General features: G+C 68.9%; 17 protein-coding genes and 1 pseudogene. 4 read left to right on the top strand and 14 right to left on the bottom strand.

The genetic code is table 11. From position 1 onward, the window contains the following. From ACFVY3_RS03250 to ACFVY3_RS03240, 3 genes and pseudogenes are all read right to left on the bottom strand, one after another. Window positions 1-120 (bottom strand): annotated as a pseudogene (locus ACFVY3_RS03250) (VIT1/CCC1 transporter family protein); the annotation flags it as partial. A gap of 45 nt (window positions 121-165) precedes the next feature. Next, window positions 166-990, bottom strand: a complete 825-nt coding sequence (locus ACFVY3_RS03245) for an SDR family oxidoreductase (RefSeq protein ID WP_400158750.1) — start codon at window positions 988-990, stop codon at window positions 166-168. A gap of 52 nt (window positions 991-1042) precedes the next feature. Further along, entirely contained in the window at window positions 1043-1708 is a 666-nt protein-coding gene (locus ACFVY3_RS03240; protein ID WP_400158749.1) for an SDR family NAD(P)-dependent oxidoreductase, read from the bottom strand. A 96-nt stretch (window positions 1709-1804) separates the two neighbouring features. Between ACFVY3_RS03240 and hrpA the strand changes: the two genes are divergently transcribed. Continuing rightward, window positions 1805-5812 carry an ATP-dependent RNA helicase HrpA gene (gene hrpA / locus ACFVY3_RS03235; protein WP_400158748.1) on the top strand — a complete coding sequence of 1336 codons (4008 nt, stop codon included), beginning with the start codon at window positions 1805-1807 and terminating at the stop codon, window positions 5810-5812. A gap of 37 nt (window positions 5813-5849) precedes the next feature. Here the strand turns inward: hrpA and ACFVY3_RS03230 are convergent, their stop codons facing one another. The 3 genes from ACFVY3_RS03230 to ACFVY3_RS03220 all read right to left on the bottom strand — a co-directional run bounded on the left by ACFVY3_RS03230 (window position 5850) and on the right by ACFVY3_RS03220 (window position 7792). Continuing rightward, the gene (locus ACFVY3_RS03230; protein ID WP_400158747.1) at window positions 5850-6278 is read right to left on the bottom strand and encodes an HIT family protein; all 429 of its coding nucleotides are present in this window, start codon (window positions 6276-6278) and stop codon (window positions 5850-5852) included. Next, window positions 6275-7420: an NAD(P)-dependent alcohol dehydrogenase gene (locus ACFVY3_RS03225; protein ID WP_400158746.1), complete on the bottom strand. Its 1146-nt coding sequence runs from the start codon at window positions 7418-7420 to the stop codon at window positions 6275-6277. Before ACFVY3_RS03225 ends, ACFVY3_RS03230 begins: the two co-directional genes overlap by 4 nt. A gap of 78 nt (window positions 7421-7498) precedes the next feature. Further along, window positions 7499-7792, bottom strand: coding sequence for a hypothetical protein (locus ACFVY3_RS03220; RefSeq protein WP_377969950.1), 294 nt, complete (start codon window positions 7790-7792; stop codon window positions 7499-7501). A 228-nt stretch (window positions 7793-8020) separates the two neighbouring features. Between ACFVY3_RS03220 and ACFVY3_RS03215 the strand changes: the two genes are divergently transcribed. Next, complete coding sequence (locus tag ACFVY3_RS03215; protein ID WP_400158745.1) at window positions 8021-9427, top strand: DUF222 domain-containing protein; 1407 nt, start codon at window positions 8021-8023, stop codon at window positions 9425-9427. 31 nt (window positions 9428-9458) lie between these two features. Here the strand turns inward: ACFVY3_RS03215 and ACFVY3_RS03210 are convergent, their stop codons facing one another. Continuing rightward, window positions 9459-10325 carry a sulfurtransferase gene (locus ACFVY3_RS03210; protein ID WP_400158744.1) on the bottom strand — a complete coding sequence of 289 codons (867 nt, stop codon included), beginning with the start codon at window positions 10323-10325 and terminating at the stop codon, window positions 9459-9461. Between the two features lie 43 nt (window positions 10326-10368). On the opposite strand from ACFVY3_RS03210, the gene ACFVY3_RS03205 reads away from it, so the two are divergent. Beyond that, window positions 10369-11463, top strand: coding sequence for a PLP-dependent cysteine synthase family protein (locus ACFVY3_RS03205; RefSeq protein ID WP_400158743.1), 1095 nt, complete (start codon window positions 10369-10371; stop codon window positions 11461-11463). On the opposite strand, the gene ACFVY3_RS03200 is transcribed toward ACFVY3_RS03205, so the two are convergent. Further along, window positions 11460-12116, bottom strand: coding sequence for an MBL fold metallo-hydrolase (locus tag ACFVY3_RS03200; RefSeq protein ID WP_400158742.1), 657 nt, complete (start codon window positions 12114-12116; stop codon window positions 11460-11462). The two genes, ACFVY3_RS03205 and ACFVY3_RS03200, sit on opposite strands and share 4 nt — an antisense overlap. A 102-nt stretch (window positions 12117-12218) precedes the next feature. Here ACFVY3_RS03200 and ACFVY3_RS03195 point away from each other — a divergent pair, with 102 nt between their 5' ends. Beyond that, window positions 12219-12692 carry a Fur family transcriptional regulator gene (locus tag ACFVY3_RS03195; protein WP_377969942.1) on the top strand — a complete coding sequence of 158 codons (474 nt, stop codon included), beginning with the start codon at window positions 12219-12221 and terminating at the stop codon, window positions 12690-12692. On the opposite strand, the gene ACFVY3_RS03190 is transcribed toward ACFVY3_RS03195, so the two are convergent. The 6 genes from ACFVY3_RS03190 to ACFVY3_RS03165 all read right to left on the bottom strand — a co-directional run bounded on the left by ACFVY3_RS03190 (window position 12689) and on the right by ACFVY3_RS03165 (window position 18848). Beyond that, window positions 12689-13618, bottom strand: coding sequence for a hypothetical protein (locus ACFVY3_RS03190; protein ID WP_400158741.1), 930 nt, complete (start codon window positions 13616-13618; stop codon window positions 12689-12691). The two genes, ACFVY3_RS03195 and ACFVY3_RS03190, sit on opposite strands and share 4 nt — an antisense overlap. Window positions 13619-13662: 44 nt before the next feature. Continuing rightward, the gene (locus ACFVY3_RS03185) at window positions 13663-14541 is read right to left on the bottom strand and encodes a metal ABC transporter permease (protein WP_400158740.1); all 879 of its coding nucleotides are present in this window, start codon (window positions 14539-14541) and stop codon (window positions 13663-13665) included. Next, complete coding sequence (locus tag ACFVY3_RS03180; protein WP_290257359.1) at window positions 14542-15357, bottom strand: metal ABC transporter ATP-binding protein; 816 nt, start codon at window positions 15355-15357, stop codon at window positions 14542-14544. Between the two features lie 63 nt (window positions 15358-15420). Beyond that, complete coding sequence (locus tag ACFVY3_RS03175; RefSeq protein WP_290257358.1) at window positions 15421-16338, bottom strand: metal ABC transporter solute-binding protein, Zn/Mn family; 918 nt, start codon at window positions 16336-16338, stop codon at window positions 15421-15423. A gap of 96 nt (window positions 16339-16434) precedes the next feature. After that, on the bottom strand, window positions 16435-17496 hold the full coding sequence (locus ACFVY3_RS03170) for a hemolysin family protein (RefSeq protein WP_364139036.1): 1062 nt from the start codon (window positions 17494-17496) through the stop codon (window positions 16435-16437). Then, the gene (locus ACFVY3_RS03165) at window positions 17493-18848 is read right to left on the bottom strand and encodes a hemolysin family protein (protein ID WP_290257356.1); all 1356 of its coding nucleotides are present in this window, start codon (window positions 18846-18848) and stop codon (window positions 17493-17495) included. The genes ACFVY3_RS03170 and ACFVY3_RS03165 overlap by 4 nt, the downstream gene beginning before the upstream one ends. Window positions 18849-18958 lie beyond the last annotated feature (110 nt).

Raw genomic sequence — 18958 nt, 5'->3', positions numbered from 1 at the left:
GGCTCGCTGGCTGTCGCTCTGGCTGCTGACGGAGACATATTCCCCAAGAGCCATAGATACCGCGCCACCAACGACGGCGGCCGCGCCGGCCACCAGGATGGGGGTGACATCGTTCGTTACATCGGGCAGTACGCCCCGGCCGGCCCGCCGCTTCCCCTGCGGGACTCAGCCGCCGTGAGCGGCCACGGAGAGCGGCTGCCACTCATTCCAGGTGGCCAGCCGGGACTCGTAGTCCGCGGTGACGATGCCCAGGGGCGCCTCGCCAAAGAAGACCCGCAGCGGGGGTTCGTCCGCGTCCACCAGGGTCAGGATGGGCTCCCGGGTCGCCGACGGATCCCCCGGGGTGCCGCGCCGGCTCGGCCGGTTGGCCGCCCGCTCGCGGACGCCGTCGTACTCCGGCATCTGTTCGGCGTGACGGGCGGAACTGCCGCCCCAGTCGGTGGCGAAGCCGCCCGGCTCCACCAGGGTCACCTTGATGCCGAACTCCGCGACCTCCTGGGCCAGGGACTGGCTCAGGCCCTCGAGCGCCCACTTGGACGCGTGGTAGATGCCCACGGTGGGGAAGGCCGAGACGCCGCCCAGGGACGAGACCTGAATGATGTGCCCGCTCCCCTGCTCCCGCAGGAAGGGCAGCGCGGCCTGGGTGACCCACAGCGCACCAAAGAGGTTCGTCTCGATCTGGTCGCGGGCGTCGGCCTCGCTCAGCTCCTCCACCGTGCCGAACTGGCCGTAGCCGGCGTTGTTGACCACCACGTCCAGCCGGCCGAAATGCCCGTGCGCCCGGGCCACGGCGGCGAAGGCGGCTTCGCGGTCCGTGACATCGAGTTCGATGGGAAGGATCCTGTCGCCGAACTCCTTAACCAACGCGTCGAGACTCTTCGCGTCACGCGCCGTGGCGGCGACGTTGTCTCCGTGGCCCAGCGCCGCGAGGGCCCATTCCCGGCCGAAACCACGCGAGGTTCCGGTGATAAACCATGTCTTCCCAGCCATACTCTTACTCCTGTCCAGTGTCGGTGAACTGTCGATGATGTTTCGGGGATGCTTAGTCGGAGCTGATCTGCAGCCGGAACCGGTCGCGCTTGGCGTGCAGGTCCCAGAGGTGTCCGGCGAGGACGGCCGGATCCTTCTCCGGGTCGCCGTCGATGATGCGGCCGCCGATGATCAGCTGGGACACCTGGATGCCCTCCTCGCCGAGCACCTCGTTCAACAGCTGGGCGTAGGCGGCCTGACCGGCGAACGCCACCGAGGTGCCGGTGACATTCCGTCCGGGCTTGACCGCCGAGCCGCCGTTGACGAAGAGGATGGTGCCTTTGTCCTTGCCCAGGAACCGCATGCCGGGAAGGACCTGGTGGACCGCCGCCACCGGGCCATAGATGGAGAACTCCACGGGTCCCACCAGGTCGGAGGGGGTGGTCTCCAGGACCGGACGCATGAAGTCCTTCTGCGGCAACGGGCTGTACTGCAGCACCTCGATGGGGCCAAGGGTTTCGGTAGCGGCCTCCAGCGCCCGGGTGATGGAGTCGGGGTCCCGGACGTCGGCCGCGAAGCCCTTGGCCTCGATTCCCTCGGCCGAGAGGGTCTCCGCCAGGGCGTCCACCCGGCCCTGGTTCCGGGAAAGGAGGGCGACGGAAAAGCCTTCCGCGCCGAAACGGCGGGCGACGGCGGCGCCGAGCCCCGATCCTGCTCCAATGATTGCGATAGTAGTCATGACGGGTCCAAGTCCGCGGCCCGGCCAAATATTCCTCAGTAGGCTTAGCTTTTTGAGCCCTTGCCGCGGAAACCGGCCAGTAGACTGGAGCCAGCCATGACACTCCATATCTCCTACCCCGCCGAGCTGCCGGTTTCCGAGCGCCGCGAGGACCTGATGGCCGCGATCGCCGCCAACCAGGTGACGATCATCGCCGGCGAGACCGGCTCCGGTAAGACCACCCAGATTCCGAAGATGTGCCTGGAACTGGGCCTGGCCGAGAAGGGACTAATCGGCCACACCCAGCCGCGGCGGCTCGCCGCGCGGACGGTGGCCGAACGCATCGCCGAGGAGCTCGGCGTCGAGATCGGCCAGGAAGTGGGCTTCCAGGTCCGCTTCACCGGCGAGGTCAGCCGGTCCACGAAGATCAAGCTGATGACCGACGGCATCCTGCTGGCGGAGATCCAGCGCGACAAGCTGCTGCGAAAGTACAGCGTGATCATCATCGACGAGGCACACGAGCGCAGCCTCAACATCGACTTCATCCTCGGCTACCTGAAGCGCATCCTGCCGCAGCGGCCGGACCTGAAGGTCATCATCACCTCGGCCACCATCGACCCGGAGCGCTTCGCCAAGCACTTCGGCAGCGAAGAGGAGCCCGCCCCGATCGTCGAGGTCTCGGGCCGCACCTTCCCGGTGGAGATCCGCTACCGTCCGCTGTCCGCCCCCGCCGGCGGTCCCGGCGCGGATGACGGAGACGGCGAGGGCACTGCTTCCGACGACGAGCTGGAAGAGGACCGGGATCCGCTGGACGCCGTCTGCGACGCCGTCGACGAGCTGGCCCTCGAGGCCCCCGGGGACATTCTGATCTTCTTCTCCGGCGAGCGCGAGATCCGCGACGCCGCCGAGGCCCTCAACGCGAGGATCCAGGGGAACCGGCGGCTGGCCGGCACCGAGGTGCTCCCCCTCTTCGCCCGGCTGAGCCTGCAGGAGCAGCACAAGGTCTTCCACCCGGGCAGCAAGCGCCGGATTGTCCTGGCCACCAACGTCGCCGAAACCTCGCTGACGGTGCCCGGCATCAAGTACGTCATCGACACCGGCACCGCCCGCATCTCGCGCTACTCGCACCGAACGAAGGTCCAGCGGCTGCCGATCGAGCGGGTCTCCCAGGCCTCGGCGAACCAGCGCTCGGGACGTTGCGGGCGTGTCTCCGACGGTATCGCCATCCGGCTGTACTCGGAGGAGGACTTCGAGTCCCGCCCGCCGTTCACCGACCCGGAAATCCTGCGCACCAACCTCGCCGCCGTCATCCTGCAGATGACCGCCATGGGCGTCGCCCGCGGGCCCAAGGACGTGGAGAATTTCCCGTTCGTCGAACCGCCGGAATCCCGCGCGATCAACGACGGCGTCACCCTCCTGCGCGAGCTTGGCGCGTTGAGCGCCGCCCGACAGCCGGAGGCGCCGGACGAGACGGGGGGCCGTCCCGGCCGACGGACCGCCGGTGGCCGCAACGGCAGCGGCCTCACCGCCGTCGGCCAGCAACTGGCCCAACTCCCGGTGGACCCGCGGCTGGGACGGATGATCGTGGAGTCCGGCAAGCGCGGCTGCGTCCGTGAGGTGATGATCCTCGCCGCGGCGCTAACCATCCAGGACCCGCGCGAGCGCCCGACGGACAAGCAGCAGCTCGCCGCGGAGAAGCACGCGCGGTTCCGTGATGAGAACTCGGACTTCACCGGCTACCTCAACCTCTGGAACTACCTGCAGGAGAAGCAGCAGGAACTCTCCTCCACCGCGTTCCGCCGGCTGTGCCGCGCCGAGTTCATCAACTACCTGCGGGTGCGTGAATGGCAGGACCTGTTCGCGCAGCTGCGGCAAATGGCCCGGCCGCTCGGGATCAGCCTGGACAACAAGCGCCTGACCGACCCGGTCGGCAACCACGAGGGTATCCACATCAGCCTGCTCTCGGGCCTGCTGAGCCACATCGGCATCCTGGACGAACGCAAGCGCGAATACGCCGGCGCCCGCGGTACCCGCTTCGCGATCTTCCCCGGCTCCGCCCTGTTCAAGAAGTCGCCCACCTTCGTGATGGCCGCCGAGCTGGTGGAGACCAGCCGGCTCTGGGCACGGGTGGCCGCCAAATTCGATCCGCTCTGGGCCGAGCAGGTGGCCCCGGACCTGGTCAAGCGCAGCTACAGCGAGCCGCACTGGTCCAAGAAGATGGGCTCGGTGATGGCCCATGAGAAGGTCACCCTGTACGGCGTGCCCATCATCCCCAACCGGCGGGTCAACTACGGCCGCGTGGACCCGGACCTGTCCCGCGAACTCTTCATCCGGCACGCACTGGTGGAGGGCGACTGGCAGACCCACCACAAGTTCTTCCACCGCAACCGGGCCCTGCTGCAGGAGATCGAGGAACTGGAGGCCCGGATGCGTCGCCGGGACATCCTGGTGGACGACCAAACCCTGTTCGAGTTCTACGACGCCCGGGTGGGCAAGGACGTGGTCTCCGAGCGCCACTTCGACAAGTGGTGGAAGGAGGCCCGGCAGCAGGATCCGGGACTGCTGGACTTCGAGAAGTCGCTGCTGATCAGCGAGGACGCTGACGAGCTCGACGATTCGGCCTACCCCAAAACCTGGCTGCACAAGGGCTTCGAGCTGCCGCTGAGCTACGAATTCAGTCCCGTGGCCCCAGGGGCGGCCCCGAACCCCTCCGATGGCGTCACCGCCGAGGTGCCCGTGCTGTTCCTCAACCAGCTCGACGACGCCGCGTTCCGCTGGCTGATCCCGGGCCAGCGGGTGGAACTGGTCACCGCACTGATCAAGTCCCTGCCCAAGCAGGTGCGCAAGAACTTCGTCCCGGCACCCGACGTCGCCCGCCAGGCGGTGGCTGCGTTGGAGGCCGACTTCGATCCCGCCACGGACGACCTCGAGCCGTCCCTGGAACTGGTGCTGCGCAGGCTCCGCGGCCAGGTCATCCCGCCGGGATCCTGGAACTGGGACGCCGTGCCGCCGCACCTGCGCGTCAGCTTCCGCGTGGTGGACGCCCGCGGCAAGCTCCTCGACGAGGGTAAGGACCTCGCCGCGCTTCAGGAGAAACTGGCGCCGGCCACCCGACGCGCCATCGCAGAGTCCCTGGGCGCAACTCCTTCGACAACGGCTCCGAAGAAGGGCACCGCCCCGGCCGCCGCGGAGAACGGCCCTGCCGGCAAAGGCAGAGCCGGCAGTGCACAGCAGGCCGGCTCCCCCGGCGGCTTCACCGAGCTGACCGGCCTCAAGGACTGGACCTTCGGCAGTGTGCAGCGCCAGGTCCAGGGTATGGTCAAGGGCCACACCGTCACCGGCTACCCGGCCCTGGTGGACGAGGGCACCTCCGTGGCGTTGCGGCTCTTCCAGACCGCGGGCGAACAGGAACAGGCGATGCGCGGGGGCGTGATCCGCCTGCTGGCCCTCAAGGTCCCGCCGCCGGACCGCTACGTCCTGGAGCACCTGAACAACACGGAGAAGCTGACCTTCAGCCAGAACCCGCACGGGTCGGTCTCTGCCCTGATCGCGGACTGCGCCCTGGCCGCGATCGACAAGCTCACCCCGGCAGCCCTCCCGTGGGACGAGCCGTCCTTCAAGGCACTGTACGAGCAGGTCCGCGCCGAGCTTATCGACACGGTCTTCACCGTCACCGCCGTCGTCGAACGCATCCTGGCCAGCACCCGGCGGATCGAGAATCAGCTTCGCGGCACCACCAGCCTGGCACTGATCAGCGCCCTGAACGACGTCAAGGCCCAGCTGGAGCAGCTGGTCTTCCCCGGCTTCGTGGCACGCACGGGCTACGCCCAGTTGAGCCAGCTGCCGCGCTACCTCGCGGCGATCGAGAAGCGGCTGGAGAAGCTGCCCACCACCGTCCAGCGCGACGCCCAGCACATGGCCGTCATCCAGGGGCTCGAGGACGACTACGACGACGCCGTCTCGGCGCTACTCCCGGGCAGGCGGATCGGGCCGGAGTTAACCCAGGTCCGCTGGATGATCGAGGAGTTGCGGGTGAGCCTGTTCGCCGTCGAACTCGGGACGGCCTATTCGGTCTCCGAGAAGCGGATCCGGACGGTGCTTAACAAGGCGCTGGCCCCGGCGTAACGCCGGGGCCAGCGGGGACTGGGCACGCTGGGGACGTTTATGCGTCCGGGACGAACTCCCCGTAGCCCGCCGCGCGCAGCCCGTCCCGCAGCTTCTCGGCGTTAGCATCGAGGCGCTCCGGATCCGGGTTCTGGTCCACGGCGCCGAAGTCGTAGTCGGCCATGGAGTTGGACGGCCAGACGTGGACGTGCAGGTGGTTGATTTCGTACCCGGCGATGGTCAGGCCGGCGCGGGCGGACCCGAAGACGTCCACTTGGGCAGCACCGATCCTCCGCGCCACCTCCATGACGCGGGCCAGCGTCTCGGGCGACGCGTCGGTCCAGCGGTCCACCTCCTCGACCGGCACCACCAGCGTGTGCCCGTCGGCGAGCGGGCCCACGGTCAGGAAGGCAACGACGTCGTCCTCGCGCCAGACGAAGCGGCCGGGAATCTCGCCGTTGATGATCTTGGTGAACAGGGTGCTCATGCGTCCGCCTTCTCTGCCGGGGTACCGAGGGTGGAGGCGTCCAGGACGAAGCGGTACTTCACGTCGCCGGCCACCATCCGGTCATAGGCCTCATTGAGCTGGTCCGCGCCGACGAGTTCGATATCGGAGACCACACCGTGCTCGGCGCAGAAGTCCAGCATTTCCTGGGTCTCCTCGATCCCGCCGATCAACGAACCGGCGTAGGCGATCCGGCGGCGGATCAGCGAACCGGGGTTGACCGGCGGCATGGCCTCGGACGGCAGGCCCAGCTGGAAGAGGGCACCGTCGACGCGCAGCGTGCGGAAGTACGGGTTGAGGTCGTGCGGGGCGGCGACGGTGTCGATGATGACGTCGAGGCTGCGGTCGGCGGCTTCCATGGCGGCCTGATCGGTGGAGAGGACCACGTGGTCGGCACCGAGTTCACGGGCGGCGGCGAACTTGCGCTCCGACGTCGTGAAAACGGTCACCTCGGCGCCCATCGCCTTGGCGATCTTGACGGCCATGTGGCCGAGGCCGCCGAGGCCCACGACGCCGACGGCGTCGCCCTCCTCGACCTCGAAGTGGTTCAGCGGGGAGAACGTGGTGATGCCGGCGCACAGCAGGGGCGCGGCGGCGGCCGGGTCGAGGCCCTCGGGGATGCGCAGCACGTAGTTGCGGTCCACCACGATCGAGGTGGAGTAGCCGCCCTGGGTGACGGCGCCGTCGTTGCGGGCATCCTTGGCGCCATAGGTGCCGGTCATGCCCTTTTCGCAGTACTGCTCGAGGCCGTCGAGGCAGCTCTCGCATTCGCGGCAGGAGTCGACCATGCAGCCCACGCCCACGCGCTCACCGACGGTGAAGTCGTCGACGGCGGAGCCCACGCGGGTGACCCGGCCGACGATCTCGTGGCCCGGAATCAGCGGGTAGGTGTTTCCGCCCCATTCCCCGCGGCTGGCGTGGACGTCGGAGTGGCAGAGGCCGCAGAACTCGACGGCGATCTCGACGTCGTCGGCCTTGGGGGCGCGGCGGTCGACGGTCAGCGGCACCAGGCCGCTGTCCGGGGCGGTCGCGCCGTAGGCGGCAGCGAGGGTGGGGCCGGCGGCGTCGGTGAGGTCGGGAAGGGGCTTGGCGAGGGGCGGCGGTACGGGGCGTCCTGGAGTCATGGTTCGACGCTACCCCCGGGGTTGGTTTCCGTGCCACTTGGGGGCCTTGCTGGGGTGGCGTCCATTCGTAGTGACCTTTCAGTCCGTGAAGCCGACCGGCTTTCCGGCTGCACGGGCGTAGGCGATTTCGCCGGCCGTGGATTCGCCCACGTAGCCGCCGGGGTTGACCACCAAGATGCGGTCGGCGAGGTCGATCTTGCGGCGGTGGATGGTGCCGAGCGTTGATTTCTGTTCATTGGTGAGCTCTTCCCGTGCCTCGGCCGGCGCGAGGACAATGGCACCCGCGAGGGTTAACTTGAGGTTGGCCGCGCGCATCTCCGCCACGAAGCGGGCCGAGCCGCAGAGGCAGACGATCTCCGGCTGATCTGGCACGGCCGTGTCCCTTCGCGTCGGGTGACTGTCGCCTCATACGACGGCGCCCGCTGACGAGACTACGTCACAGGCGTGCCGCTTGAGGTCAGGCTCTCCCGGCGGACACTCGGGGTGTGCACGGGCCGGTCGGGTGGGCGTCAGCTGATACTTCCTTGGCTTCCACACCCCGGAGTCGGGCCGCCATCCCTTCCAACCTTTAATGTCAGACCCTCGCGGTTGAATGGGGTCATGGAAGGCAGTCGGAAGCTTTTCGAGGATTCAGTCGCAGTGTCGGTCCCGGTGGCGGGAGACGCGGCGGCGATCATCGATGAGCTCCGCGCTTTGGAGGACCGGAAATCGGCGATCGCGGCCCGGCAGGCGAGGTTGACGGTGGCGCTGGACCTGGTCCGGCGGCGGGAACAAGCCGCGCTTGGCTTGCCCGCGGACCAGCCTGGCGCGGGTGTGGCGGCGGAGGTCGCGTTGGCGCGGCGGGAATCCCCGGCCAAAGGCTCACGCCTCCTGGGCCTGGCCCGGGCGCTCGTGACCGAGATGCCGCACACCCTCGCCGCCCTCGACACCGGCCGCCTGAACGAATGGCGGGCCACGCTCCTGGTCCGGGAAACCGCCTGCCTGAACGCCGCCTACCGGACCGCCGTGGACGAGGAACTCGCCGCCGACACCGGCACCTTCGACGGCGCCGGCGACCGGGCCATCATCTCCACAGCCAAAGCCGCCGCCTACCGGCACGACCCGAGATCCGTCACCCAACGCGCAGCCCACGCCGAAACCGAACGCACCGTCAGTCTCCGCCCAGCCCCGGACACCATGTGCTACCTCACCGCCCTGCTCCCCGTCGCCGCAGGAGTCGCCGCCTACGCCGCCCTGACCCGGCACGCCGACACCGCCCAAGCCACCGGAGACCCCCGGACCAGAGGCCAGCTCATGGCGGATGCCCTGGTCGAACGCATCACCGGCACACCCGGCGGGATCACCGCCATCGAAGTCCAACTCGTCATGACCGACCGCACCCTCCTCACCGGCGACAACGAACCCGCCAGGCTCACCGGCTACGGAACCGTTCCGGCCGGGTGGGCAAGACAACTCGTGGCCGGCAAAGGCAACAACTCAGAGTTCACAATCTGGCTCCGCCGTCTCTACACCGCCCCCGCAACCGGGGAACTCGTCGGCATGGACTCCCGTGCCCGACTCTTCCCCGCAGGTCTGCGCCGGTTCATCGAAACCCGCGACAACACCTGCCGCACCCCCTACTGCGACGCACCCATCCGACACCTCGACCACATCCTCCCCTGGCACCGCGGCGGGGAAACCACAACAGCCAACGGCGCCGGACTCTGCGAAGCCTGCAACCACACCAAAGAAACCCCCGGCTGGACCGCCCGACCAGTCAACAGAACAGAGCCGGGCGAAATTTTCCGGGCCGGGCGCCACACTCTGGAGCTCACCACCCCAACCGGCCACACCTACAGGTCGACCGCGGCTCCGCTTCCCGGATACTGTCCGGGGACGGATGTAGCCCAGCAGCCCAATAACCCGGAATCGAGGAGGATGGCCAAGAGACTCAGGCACCAGCAACGATTGCGCCACCGTCACAGGGTCCCAAAAAATGGTCAGCCTGATGATCGGCTCATCGCCTGACGTTAGCGCGCCGGCCGGACTGTCAGCCCGGTCAGGGCTTGGTGCCCGGGGACATGCCGTCGGGCTCGGCGCCAGTGACCACCAGGTTTCCGGGGTTGTTGGACCATTCGGAGAACGACCCCGGATACAGCGCCGCCCGGTACCCTGCGATCTCCAGCGCCGCCACCTCGTGGGCGGCCGTCACGCCGGAGCCGCAGTACACGGCGGTTTGAATCCCGTCGTTGACGCCGAGCTCCGAGAACCGACGGCGCAGGGCATCCGCCGGGAGGAACCGACCGTCGGGGCCCAGGTTGTCCGCGGTCGGAGCGCTGACGGCTCCCGGGATGTGTCCGGCCCGCGGATCCACCGGCTCGATTTCGCCCCGGTACCGCTCGCCGGCCCGCGCATCCAGCAACAGCCCCGAGCCGGACCAGGCGCCGGCGCCGGCGGCATCGACGACGGGCATTCCCCCCTCGGTCAGCACGACGTCGCCCGGTTCCGCGGTCGCCTCGCCGCCCTCGACGTCGAACCCCGCCTCCAGCCAGGCGGCCAGGCCGCCATCGAGCAGTCGGACCGAGGAAACGCCCGCATTGCGCAACATCCACCAGACCCGGGCGGCGGCCATGTTGCCGCTGTTGTCGTACGCGACCACGGTGTCACCCTCGCGGATTCCCCACGCGCGGGCGGAGGCCTGGAACTGCTCCAACGGGGGCAGCGGGTGCCTTCCCCGGGTGGGGTCCTCGTGGGGGGCCGCCAGCTCGGTGGCCAAGTCAACGAAGACGGCGTCGGGCAGGTGCGATTCCAGGTAGTGATCCCGTCCATGAGGGTCCCCCAGGGCCCAGCGCACATCCAGCAGCACCGTCCGCGTGCCCGCATCAAACCGGTCCTTGAGTTCGGCAACAGTCATCAGAGTCTCCATCCCGCCACCCTATCCGGAGCACGGCCCCGGGTAGGCTGTAGCGGTGATCACCGCGCGCCATCAAGACCGGGACTGGGCCGACGAGGCCATCCGCCGAATCAACGCGGAAAACAACCGCTCCGCCGACACCCACCTCTACTCGGTGCCCCTGCCCGAGCGCTGGGGGGTCCGGCTGTATTTGAAGGACGAATCCACGCACCGCACCGGCAGCCTCAAGCACCGGCTGGCGCGGTCCCTCTTCCTCTTCGGCCTGGTCAACGGCTGGATCCGGGAGGGCACCACCATCGTCGAGGCTTCCAGCGGCAGCACCGCCGTTTCCGAGGCCTACTTCGCGCAACTGCTGGGCCTGCCCTTCATCGCGGTCATGACCCGGACCACCAGCCGGGAAAAGATCGCGCTGATCGAACAGTTCGGCGGCACCTGCCACCTCGTGGACCACGCGTCGGAGGTCTACGCCGCGGCCGAGGAGTTGGCGGCCGGCACCGGCGGCCACTACATGGACCAGTTCACCTACGCGGAGCGGGCCACCGACTGGCGCGGCAACAACAACATCGCAGAATCGATCTTCGGCCAGCTGGCCCTCGAGGAGCACCCGGTCCCCCGCTGGATCGTTGTGGGCGCCGGCACGGGTGGCACCAGCGCCACGATCGGCCGTTACCTGCGCTACCAGAGGCACGCGACCCGGCTCGCCGTCGTCGACCCGGAGAACTCTGCGTTCTTCACGGGCTGGCAGGAACACCGCGACGGCGGCAGCTGCGCGGACGTCACCGGCCTGCCCTCCCGGATCGAAGGCATCGGCCGGCCCCGGCTGGAACCCAGCTTCGTCCCCGCCGTCATCGACCACATGATCCAGGTCCCGGACGCCGCCTCGGTGGCCGCCATGCGCCACCTCCGCGACGTCGCCGGGCTGCACGCCGGACCGTCCACCGGCACCAACCTCTGGGGCGTCTGGCAGCTGGTGGCGCAGATGATCGCCGACGGCGAGACGGGCAGCATCGTGTCCCTGATGTGCGACGGCGGCGACCGCTACTCCGGCAACTACTACGACGACGGATGGCTGGAGGCGCAGGGCCTGGACCCCGCGCCGCACGAGGCCACGCTCCGGTCCTTCTTCGAGACCGGGACCTGGCCCGCCTAAACCTCCACGGAATCGCCGCTGGACAGGTGCCGGTACTCGGTGCCGTAGCGGGCGCCGATGCGGGTCACGTGCGCCTCGACGAGCCCCACGCCCAACTCGTTGAGCAGCCCGTCGTGGACCGGGAAGGCCCGGGGCGCCCGGACGCTGATCACGAAGTCCACCACCTCGCCGATCTTGTTCCACGGCGCGTGAATGGGCACCAGCAGCGTGCCGACCGCAATCCCGTCCGGCACCGCGAAGGAATCCCCCGGGTGGTACACATTCGCGTCAATCAGGTAGCCGATGTTGGCCACCACCGGAATCTGGGGATGAATCAGGGCGTGCTGGCCGCCGAAGCAGCGCACCGCGAAGCCCGCCACCTCCCGCTCATCACCCTCGGCGGCGGCGTGGATCCGGCCGGACGCCGCCGGCGCCTTGCCCCGCAACGTGGCGGCCACCACCTCCGGCGCGTAGAGCTGCAGCTCATCGTCGGCCAGCAGCGCCGCGGTGACGGCGTCGACGTCGATGTGGTCGCCGTGCTCATGGGTGATCAGCACCGCGTCGGCGCCGGCGAGCGCGACGTCGGTCTCGGAGAAGGTGCCGGGGTCCAGCACCAGGACCTTGCCGTCCTTCTCGAGCCGGACACAGGCGTGGGTGAATTTCGTCAGCTTCATCCGGCCAGCCTAGGACCCCCGTCGGAGCGGTGTCCACGGCCCGGCTGGTAATCTGGAACCCCTCTCATCCGGCAGCACCCCCGAGCAGCGAAGCGAGTTCCCATGTCCCACGGCGCCACCACCGACGGCCGGGCGGCCGCCGCGCCGACCGGCGGCAAGGACCAGCCCGCGGGCCGGGAGCAGCGGGTGACCAAGCAGCGGCTCGCCGTCAGCGCCGCGCTCGATGAACTCGCGGACTTTGTCAGCACCCAGGAACTGCACCGCATCCTGCAGGAACGCGGCACCTCCGTCTCCCTCGCCACCTCCTACCGGATCCTGCAGTCGCTCGCCGACGAGGGCCTGGTGGACGTGCTCCGTAACGCCGACGGCGAGGTGGTGTACCGCCGCTGCGCCGTCACCGGACACCACCACCACCTGCTCTGCCGGAACTGCGGCAAGGCCGTGGAGGTCGAGGCGCCCGCCGTCGAGGCGTGGGCCGCCCGGATCGCCGCCGAGCACGGCTTCACGGCCGTCGAGCACACGGTCGAGATCTTCGGCCTCTGCCCGGAGTGCACGGCCCTGCAGGCCAACAGCTAGCCCGTTACCCCACCCACGGCGAACCGGATCTGGCCGCGCGGGTTGGTGATCACCAGCTCCGCCGAATCCAGCTGGTAGACCGACGGCTCACCGAAGAAGTCCCTTAGCCAGGCGCGCTTGTCCGCATCCAGGCAGTCCCCCACACCATCGGTCGTTCCCACCCCATCCGGGACCATGCCGAACCCGTCCACCGCCATCGGAACGGTCAGGTCCCCGCACGCGGTGCCGAGCACCGCCGTCGTGCCTGCCCGCCGATCGAAGCGCAGCTGCACGGGAGTGGCGGTGAGCCAATACAGATTCCGGCCGCGGGCCTGGGCCCACGACGAGCTGAACGTCCGGCAGCTCAGGTCGTCGGCACCGTAGGGAGCGCCGGGCGCGGTCCCGCGGCCGGCGGTTGCGGTGGGACAGCTCGACGGCGCGGCTGACGCCCCGGGCTGCGGGGCAGGCGGGGTGGACCGGGTCCGGGTGGCGGGATCGATGATCTTCGCTCCCCCGGTCGGTGGATTCCTGGGCTCGCCGATCGCGAGGGACCAGCGGTCCCCGGCCCAGGAGATGGCGAACCGGACGGCGGCCTGCCGGCCCTCACGCCAGGCGGTGACGTTGGCAACCGAGGGGAAGTCGCTCCGTACGCCCAGCTGCCAGGTGCCCTGGCCCCAGCCGCGGGTGGCGTCCACCAGCTGCTGCGCCTCCGGGCCGGCGTTCGTCATGGCAACTCCGACGAGGGCGGCGACTTCGTCGGAGTTGCCGCCGATGGCCGCCGCCATCACGCTGCGGGCGAAGGGTTCGCGGCCGGCGGGATCCGGCGGGTGCGACGTGGCCCCGAGGCCGCAGGATGTCACCGCCAATACCAGCGCGGTGACAACCGCCGCCACAGCTACGCGAAAAACGCCACGGAAGCCGCCGCGCACCACACTCTGATCCCCCATGCGAGCACCCTACGGCACGGATGCCCGGAAAGCGTCGATTCCGCCTAAGCGGCCACAGGACTGGTCCGGCCGTTGAGGCCGCGCCGGGTGCGGACGCCGCCGATGATCCGGCAGACCACATAGATCAGGAAGGACAGCGTGGTCACGTACGGGCTGATGGGAAGCCGGCCGCCCAGTGCCAGCAGGATCCCGCCGACCGTGGCGGACACGGCGAAGAGCACGCTCAGCAGCACCACCAGGCGAGGCGAGGATGTGACCCGCAAGGCCGCGGCCGCCGGCGTGATCAGCAGTGCCAGCACCAGCAGCGCCCCCACGATCTGGATGGACAGGGCCACGCTGACGCCCAGGAGCACCATGAACCCCAGGGCCAGCCCGCGCACCGGGACACCGCGGGCGGCTGCCACCTTGGGATCGACGCTGGCGAAGGTGAGCGGCCGCCAGATGGCGATGAGCGCCAGCATCACCACGACGGCGGCACCGGCGAGGACCTGCAGCTGGACCGTTCCCACCGAAACGATCTGCCCGGTGAGGAGGCCGAACTTGTTCGCGGCGCGGCCCTCGTACAGGGAGAGGAACAGGATGCCCAGGCCCAGGCCGAAGGGCATGAGCACGCCGATGGTCGAGTTCTTGTCGCGCGCCCGGACCCCCATCACGCCGAGGATCAGGGCCGCCACCACGGACCCGGCGAGCGAGCCGGCCACCACGTCGGCGCCAACCAGCAGCGCGAAGGCGGCGCCGGCGAAGGAGAGTTCGGAGATGCCGTGCACGGCGAACGCGAGGTCCCGCTTCATCACGAAAGTGCCCACCAGGCCACCCAGCAGGCCGAGGACCGCCCCGGCCCAGAGCGAGTTCTGCACCAGGGCCAGCAGCTCGCCGTAATTCTCGAAGTTGAAAATGGCGTGCAGGATGGCATCGAAGTCCACTTAACCCACCTCTCCGGCCACGGCGTGCGCGTCCTCGTGGTGGTGGGTGGTGGCGTCCGGCAGGCCCACCACAATCAGCCGGCCGTTGGCGCGGATCACCTCGACGTGGCTGCCGTAGAGGTCGGAGAGCACCTCGGTGGTCATCACTTCCTCGGGCGTTCCCACCCGGAAGCGCCCGCCGGCCAGGTAGAGCACCCTGTCCACGTAGTCCATGATCGGGTTGATTTCGTGGGTCACGAACACCACGGCGCTGTTCTGCTCGTGGCATTGCCGGTTGATCAGGGAGCTGACCGCCTGCTGGTGGTTCAGGTCCAGGGAGAGCAGCGGCTCGTCGCACAGCAGCACGCCCGGATCCGTGGCGAGGGCCTGGGCCACCCGCAGCCGCTGCTGCTCGCCGCCGGAAAGCTGGCCGACGGGCACCTTGGCATAGTCCTGCGCGCCCACCTCGGCCAGCAGGTCATCGATCCGACGGTTGACCTTTCCGCCGCCGACGCGGATGCCCCAGCGGTGGCCGTCAACGCCGAGGCCCACCAGGTCGCGGGCCCGCAGCGGGGTGTCCGGGTCGAAGGATTCCTGCTGCGGGACGTAGCCGATCCGCCGGTTCCCCCGCGCGATCGGCTGCCCGTCGAGGGTACCGGTACCGGCGCTCAGTTCCTGCAGGCCCAGCAGCACCTTGAGGAAACTCGTCTTGCCGCTGCCGTTGGGCCCCAGGACGGCGAAGAACTCCCCCGGCATGATGTCCAGGTCCAGGTTCTCCCAGAGGACGCGGTTCCCGAACCGCAGGGAGGCGCCACGCAGGCTTACGACGGGTGTCAACTCGGGGATCCTCAATTTCTGTCGGGCCGAACGGCCGCGTCTGATGGGATGATTCTAGGTCCGCTAGCCCCGGCCGAGGGCCTTGGCAAGCGCGTCGATGTTGCCGGACATCCACTGGAGGTACGTTTTGCCCTCGGGCAGCGTCTCGCCGAAGTCCACCACCGGCACACCGGCCGCGGTGGCGGCGTCCTTGAGCGCGATGGTTTGCGGCCCCTCGGTTTGCGGGTTGTACGCCAGCAGGCGGATGGAACCGGATTTCACGAGGTCGACGGCGGAGCGCAGCACGGCCGGTGGCACGTCGGCACCGTCCTCGATCGCCGCGGTGTACTCCTCCGGCGTCCGGTTCTGCAGGCCGGCGGCCTCAAGCAGGTAGAGCGGCACAGGCTCGGTCACGGCGACGCCGGCGTTCCCGTCGGCGGCCTTAAGCGCGGCCAGCCGCGTGTCCAGTCCGGCGAGGTCCTTCTTCAGGGCCGCCGCGTTGGCCTTGAAGGCATCCGCGGAGGAGGGTTCCAGGGCCGCCAGCTTGTCGGCCAGGGCGTCGGCGAAGGTGCTCATGCCTGACATGCTGTACCAGACGTGCTCGTTGAAGGACGAGGCATCCCCGGTCTTGAGGCCCGAGGCGTCGGAGGCGTTCAGCAGGTTCTTCTCCCCCAGGCCGGCGTCCCCGGCCAGCTTGTGCAGGAAGTCGTCGTAGCCGCCGCCGTTTTCGACCACCAGCTCGGCCTTCGAGACGGTCAGCTTGTCCTGGGTCGTCGCCTCATAGGAGTGCGGGTCCTGGCTGGTCCGGTTGATGATCGAGGTGACGCGGACCTTGTCTCCGCCCACAGACTTGACCACATCCCCGTACACGCTGGTGGAGGCGACGACGTCGACCACGCCGTCGCCGGCACCCGCACGGTCTGCACCGGAACCGGTGCCGCAGGCGGTCAGCAGCAGGCTGCTGATGCCTGCGAGGAGAAGGACGGTGGCGGAACGGCGCACGGGAAGCCTCGAATCGTTTATTGAGAAGCGTTAGCAATAAAACGAGTCTAACCCTAAATAGGAATCATTCCTATTTAGGGTCAGACCCGCGCGCCGCTACTCCTGTCCGAGCCTCCGGTAGCCGGTGGCCTGGGTGGCGTCCCGGATCTCGCCGACCAGCAGTTCGATGACGTCCTCGAGGAACAGCACACCCTGGGTGTGGCCGTCCGCGCCGATGACGCGGGCCAGGTGCGAGCCCGTGCGCTGCATGACGGACATGGCCTTCTCGATCTCGTCCCCCACGGCCAGGTTCGCGAGGGACCGGATCCGGCTCTCGGCGATCGGGTGGTGGTAGCGGGACTCCGGGATGGAAAGCACGTCCTTGATGTGTAGGTAGCCGGAGAGCATCCCCTCGTCATCCAGCATCGGGAAGCGGGAGAACCCGGTCCGGCTCACTGCCTTCTCGAACTCCTCCGGGGTGGTGGCGTCCTTGAGCATCACCAGCCGCTCCAGCGGCACCATCACCTCGGCCGCGGTGTGCTCGGAGAACTCCAGCGCACCGGTGATCAGCCCGGCGTCGTCCACTACCAGCCCGTGCCGGGTGGATTCCTGGACGATCGACTGGACCTCCTCCAGGGTGAAGGAGGAGCTCACCTCATCCTTGGGCTCAATCCGCATGAGCTTCAGGATGTGGTTGGCGGACCAGTTCAGCGCCACGATCGCCGGCTTCACGCCGCGGGCGATCAGCATCAGCGGCGGCGCCAGCAGCAGGGCCGCCTTGTCCGCCACGGAGACGGAGATGTTCTTGGGAACCATCTCGCCGAACGTCACGTGCAGGAACGTCACCGCCAGCAGTGCGATCGCGAACGCGACGACGTCGGCCATCTCCACCGGGATACCCACGCCCTCCAGCGGAACCGCCAGGAGGTGGTGGATGGCCGGCTCGGCCACCTGCAGGATCAGCAGGGAGCAGACGGTGATGCCGAGCTGCGCGCAGGCCAGCATGAGGGAGACGTTCTCCATGGCCCGCAGCGTGGTCTGCGCACGCTTGGATCCGGCCTCGGCGAGCGGTTCGATCTGGCTGCGCCGGGCCGACATGATGGCGAATTCCGCGGCGACAAAGAAGGCGTTGCCGAGCAGCAGCACGGCCAGCCACAGGATTCCTACCCAGTCGCTCATGCCGCACCTGCCTTCCCGGCATCGATGCGCCCGTTGTCCGGGCCGCCGCCGTGATCAGGCGGTGCAGGCTTGAAGCAGATCCGGTCGATCCGGCGTCCGTCCATGCGCGTGACGCTGAGGGTGCCGCCGACGACGTCGACCGTGTCACCCACCGCCGCGATCCGGCCCAGCTGGCTCATGACGTAGCCGCCCACGGTCTCGTACGTTGACTCGTCCGGGACGGTGAGTCCGGGAATCTGTTCGGAGAGTTCGTCCGGGCGCAGGAGCCCGGGGAAATACCAGTCACCCGAGGCGCTTTGCAGCAGGCCGGGGCGGACCTTGTCGTGCTCGTCGGCCACCTCGCCCACGATTTCCTCGACGAGGTCCTCGAGGGTGGCGATGCCGGCGGTTCCGCCGTATTCGTCCAGCACGACGGCCAGTTGGAGATTGCCCTCGCGCAGTTCGGCCAGCAGTCCGTCCAGGTGGATGGTCTCCGGCACCCGGAGGACCTCGGTCATGATGGCTCCGGCCTCGAGGTTGGCGCGGCGGTCCGCCGGGACGGCGATCGCCTTCTTGATGTGCACCACGCCGCGGATGTCGTCGGAGGATTCACCGATCACCGGGAACCGGGAGTAACCGGTGCGCTTGGCGGCCTCGACAATGTCGGAGACCGGCTGGTGGCTGTCGATGGTTTCGACCCGGATGCGCGGGGTCATCACGTCGGCCGCGGTGCGTCCGGAGAAGTTCAGCGTCCGCGACACGAAGTTCGCGGTCCCCTCGTCCAGGGTGCCCATGGCGGCGGAGCGGCGGACCAGCGAGGCGAGCTCGGCGGGCGTCCGGGCCCCGGAGATCTCCTCCTTGGCCTCCAGGCCGAAGAGGTGCAGGACCTTGTTGGAGAAGCCGTTGAGCAGCACGATGGCCGGCTTGAAGATGGCGGTGAACACCAGCTGCGGCCGGGCGAGAGCCTTGCCGACCTGGAAAGACAACGCGATGGCCGCGTTCTTGGGCACCAGCTCGCCGATCAGCATCGAGAGCAGGGTGGCCAGGATCATCGCCACGATCAGGGACACCGACGTCGCGGCAGCCTCCGCCAAACCGAGGGCAGCGAGCGGGCCCTCCAGCAGGCGGCCCACCGAGGGCTCCATGACGTAGCCGGTCAGCAGCGTGGTCAGGGTGATGCCCAGCTGGCAGCTGGAGAGCTGGGTGGAGAGGGACTTCAGGCATTTGAGCAGCGGCGCGGCCGCCGTGTCGCCGTTGTCCACGGCGCGTTGCACCGTTGCCTGGTCGAGCGCCACCAGGGAGAACTCGACAGCCACGAAGAAACCGGTGCCGAGGATGAGCAGGAAACCTGCTCCAAGCAGTAGCCATTCCATTTAGCGGCCCGCTTCGCGGGGCTGGAGGCCGGGCCGGGGGAAACGTCCCGGCGGAGGATGGTCAGCGGACGCCGACCCTGTTTCCTTGAAGACACTCCGGCCGGCGAAGG

Origin of the sequence: Arthrobacter sp. BPSS-3, from assembly GCF_044628475.1 — a bacterium.
GTDB lineage: Bacteria > Actinomycetota > Actinomycetes > Actinomycetales > Micrococcaceae > Arthrobacter.
The sequence above is the reverse complement of the archived record's forward strand: the minus strand, read 5'-3'. Positions and strand labels throughout refer to the sequence as shown.

Bases quoted from the DNA above. Each gene is read 5' to 3' on its own strand.
- ACFVY3_RS03245 (WP_400158750.1), bottom strand. From the start codon at position 990: ATGGCTGGGAAGACATGGTTTATCACCGGAACCTCGCGTGGTTTCGGC.
- ACFVY3_RS03240 (WP_400158749.1), bottom strand. From the start codon at position 1,708: ATGACTACTATCGCAATCATTGGAGCAGGATCGGGGCTCGGCGCCGCC.
- hrpA (WP_400158748.1), top strand. From the start codon at position 1,805: ATGACACTCCATATCTCCTACCCCGCCGAGCTGCCGGTTTCCGAGCGC.
- ACFVY3_RS03230 (WP_400158747.1), bottom strand. From the start codon at position 6,278: ATGAGCACCCTGTTCACCAAGATCATCAACGGCGAGATTCCCGGCCGC.
- ACFVY3_RS03225 (WP_400158746.1), bottom strand. From the start codon at position 7,420: ATGACTCCAGGACGCCCCGTACCGCCGCCCCTCGCCAAGCCCCTTCCC.
- ACFVY3_RS03215 (WP_400158745.1), top strand. From the start codon at position 8,021: ATGGAAGGCAGTCGGAAGCTTTTCGAGGATTCAGTCGCAGTGTCGGTC.
- ACFVY3_RS03210 (WP_400158744.1), bottom strand. From the start codon at position 10,325: ATGGAGACTCTGATGACTGTTGCCGAACTCAAGGACCGGTTTGATGCG.
- ACFVY3_RS03200 (WP_400158742.1), bottom strand. From the start codon at position 12,116: ATGAAGCTGACGAAATTCACCCACGCCTGTGTCCGGCTCGAGAAGGAC.
- ACFVY3_RS03195 (WP_377969942.1), top strand. From the start codon at position 12,219: ATGTCCCACGGCGCCACCACCGACGGCCGGGCGGCCGCCGCGCCGACC.
- ACFVY3_RS03190 (WP_400158741.1), bottom strand. From the start codon at position 13,618: ATGGGGGATCAGAGTGTGGTGCGCGGCGGCTTCCGTGGCGTTTTTCGC.
- ACFVY3_RS03170 (WP_364139036.1), bottom strand. From the start codon at position 17,496: ATGAGCGACTGGGTAGGAATCCTGTGGCTGGCCGTGCTGCTGCTCGGC.
- ACFVY3_RS03165 (WP_290257356.1), bottom strand. From the start codon at position 18,848: ATGGAATGGCTACTGCTTGGAGCAGGTTTCCTGCTCATCCTCGGCACC.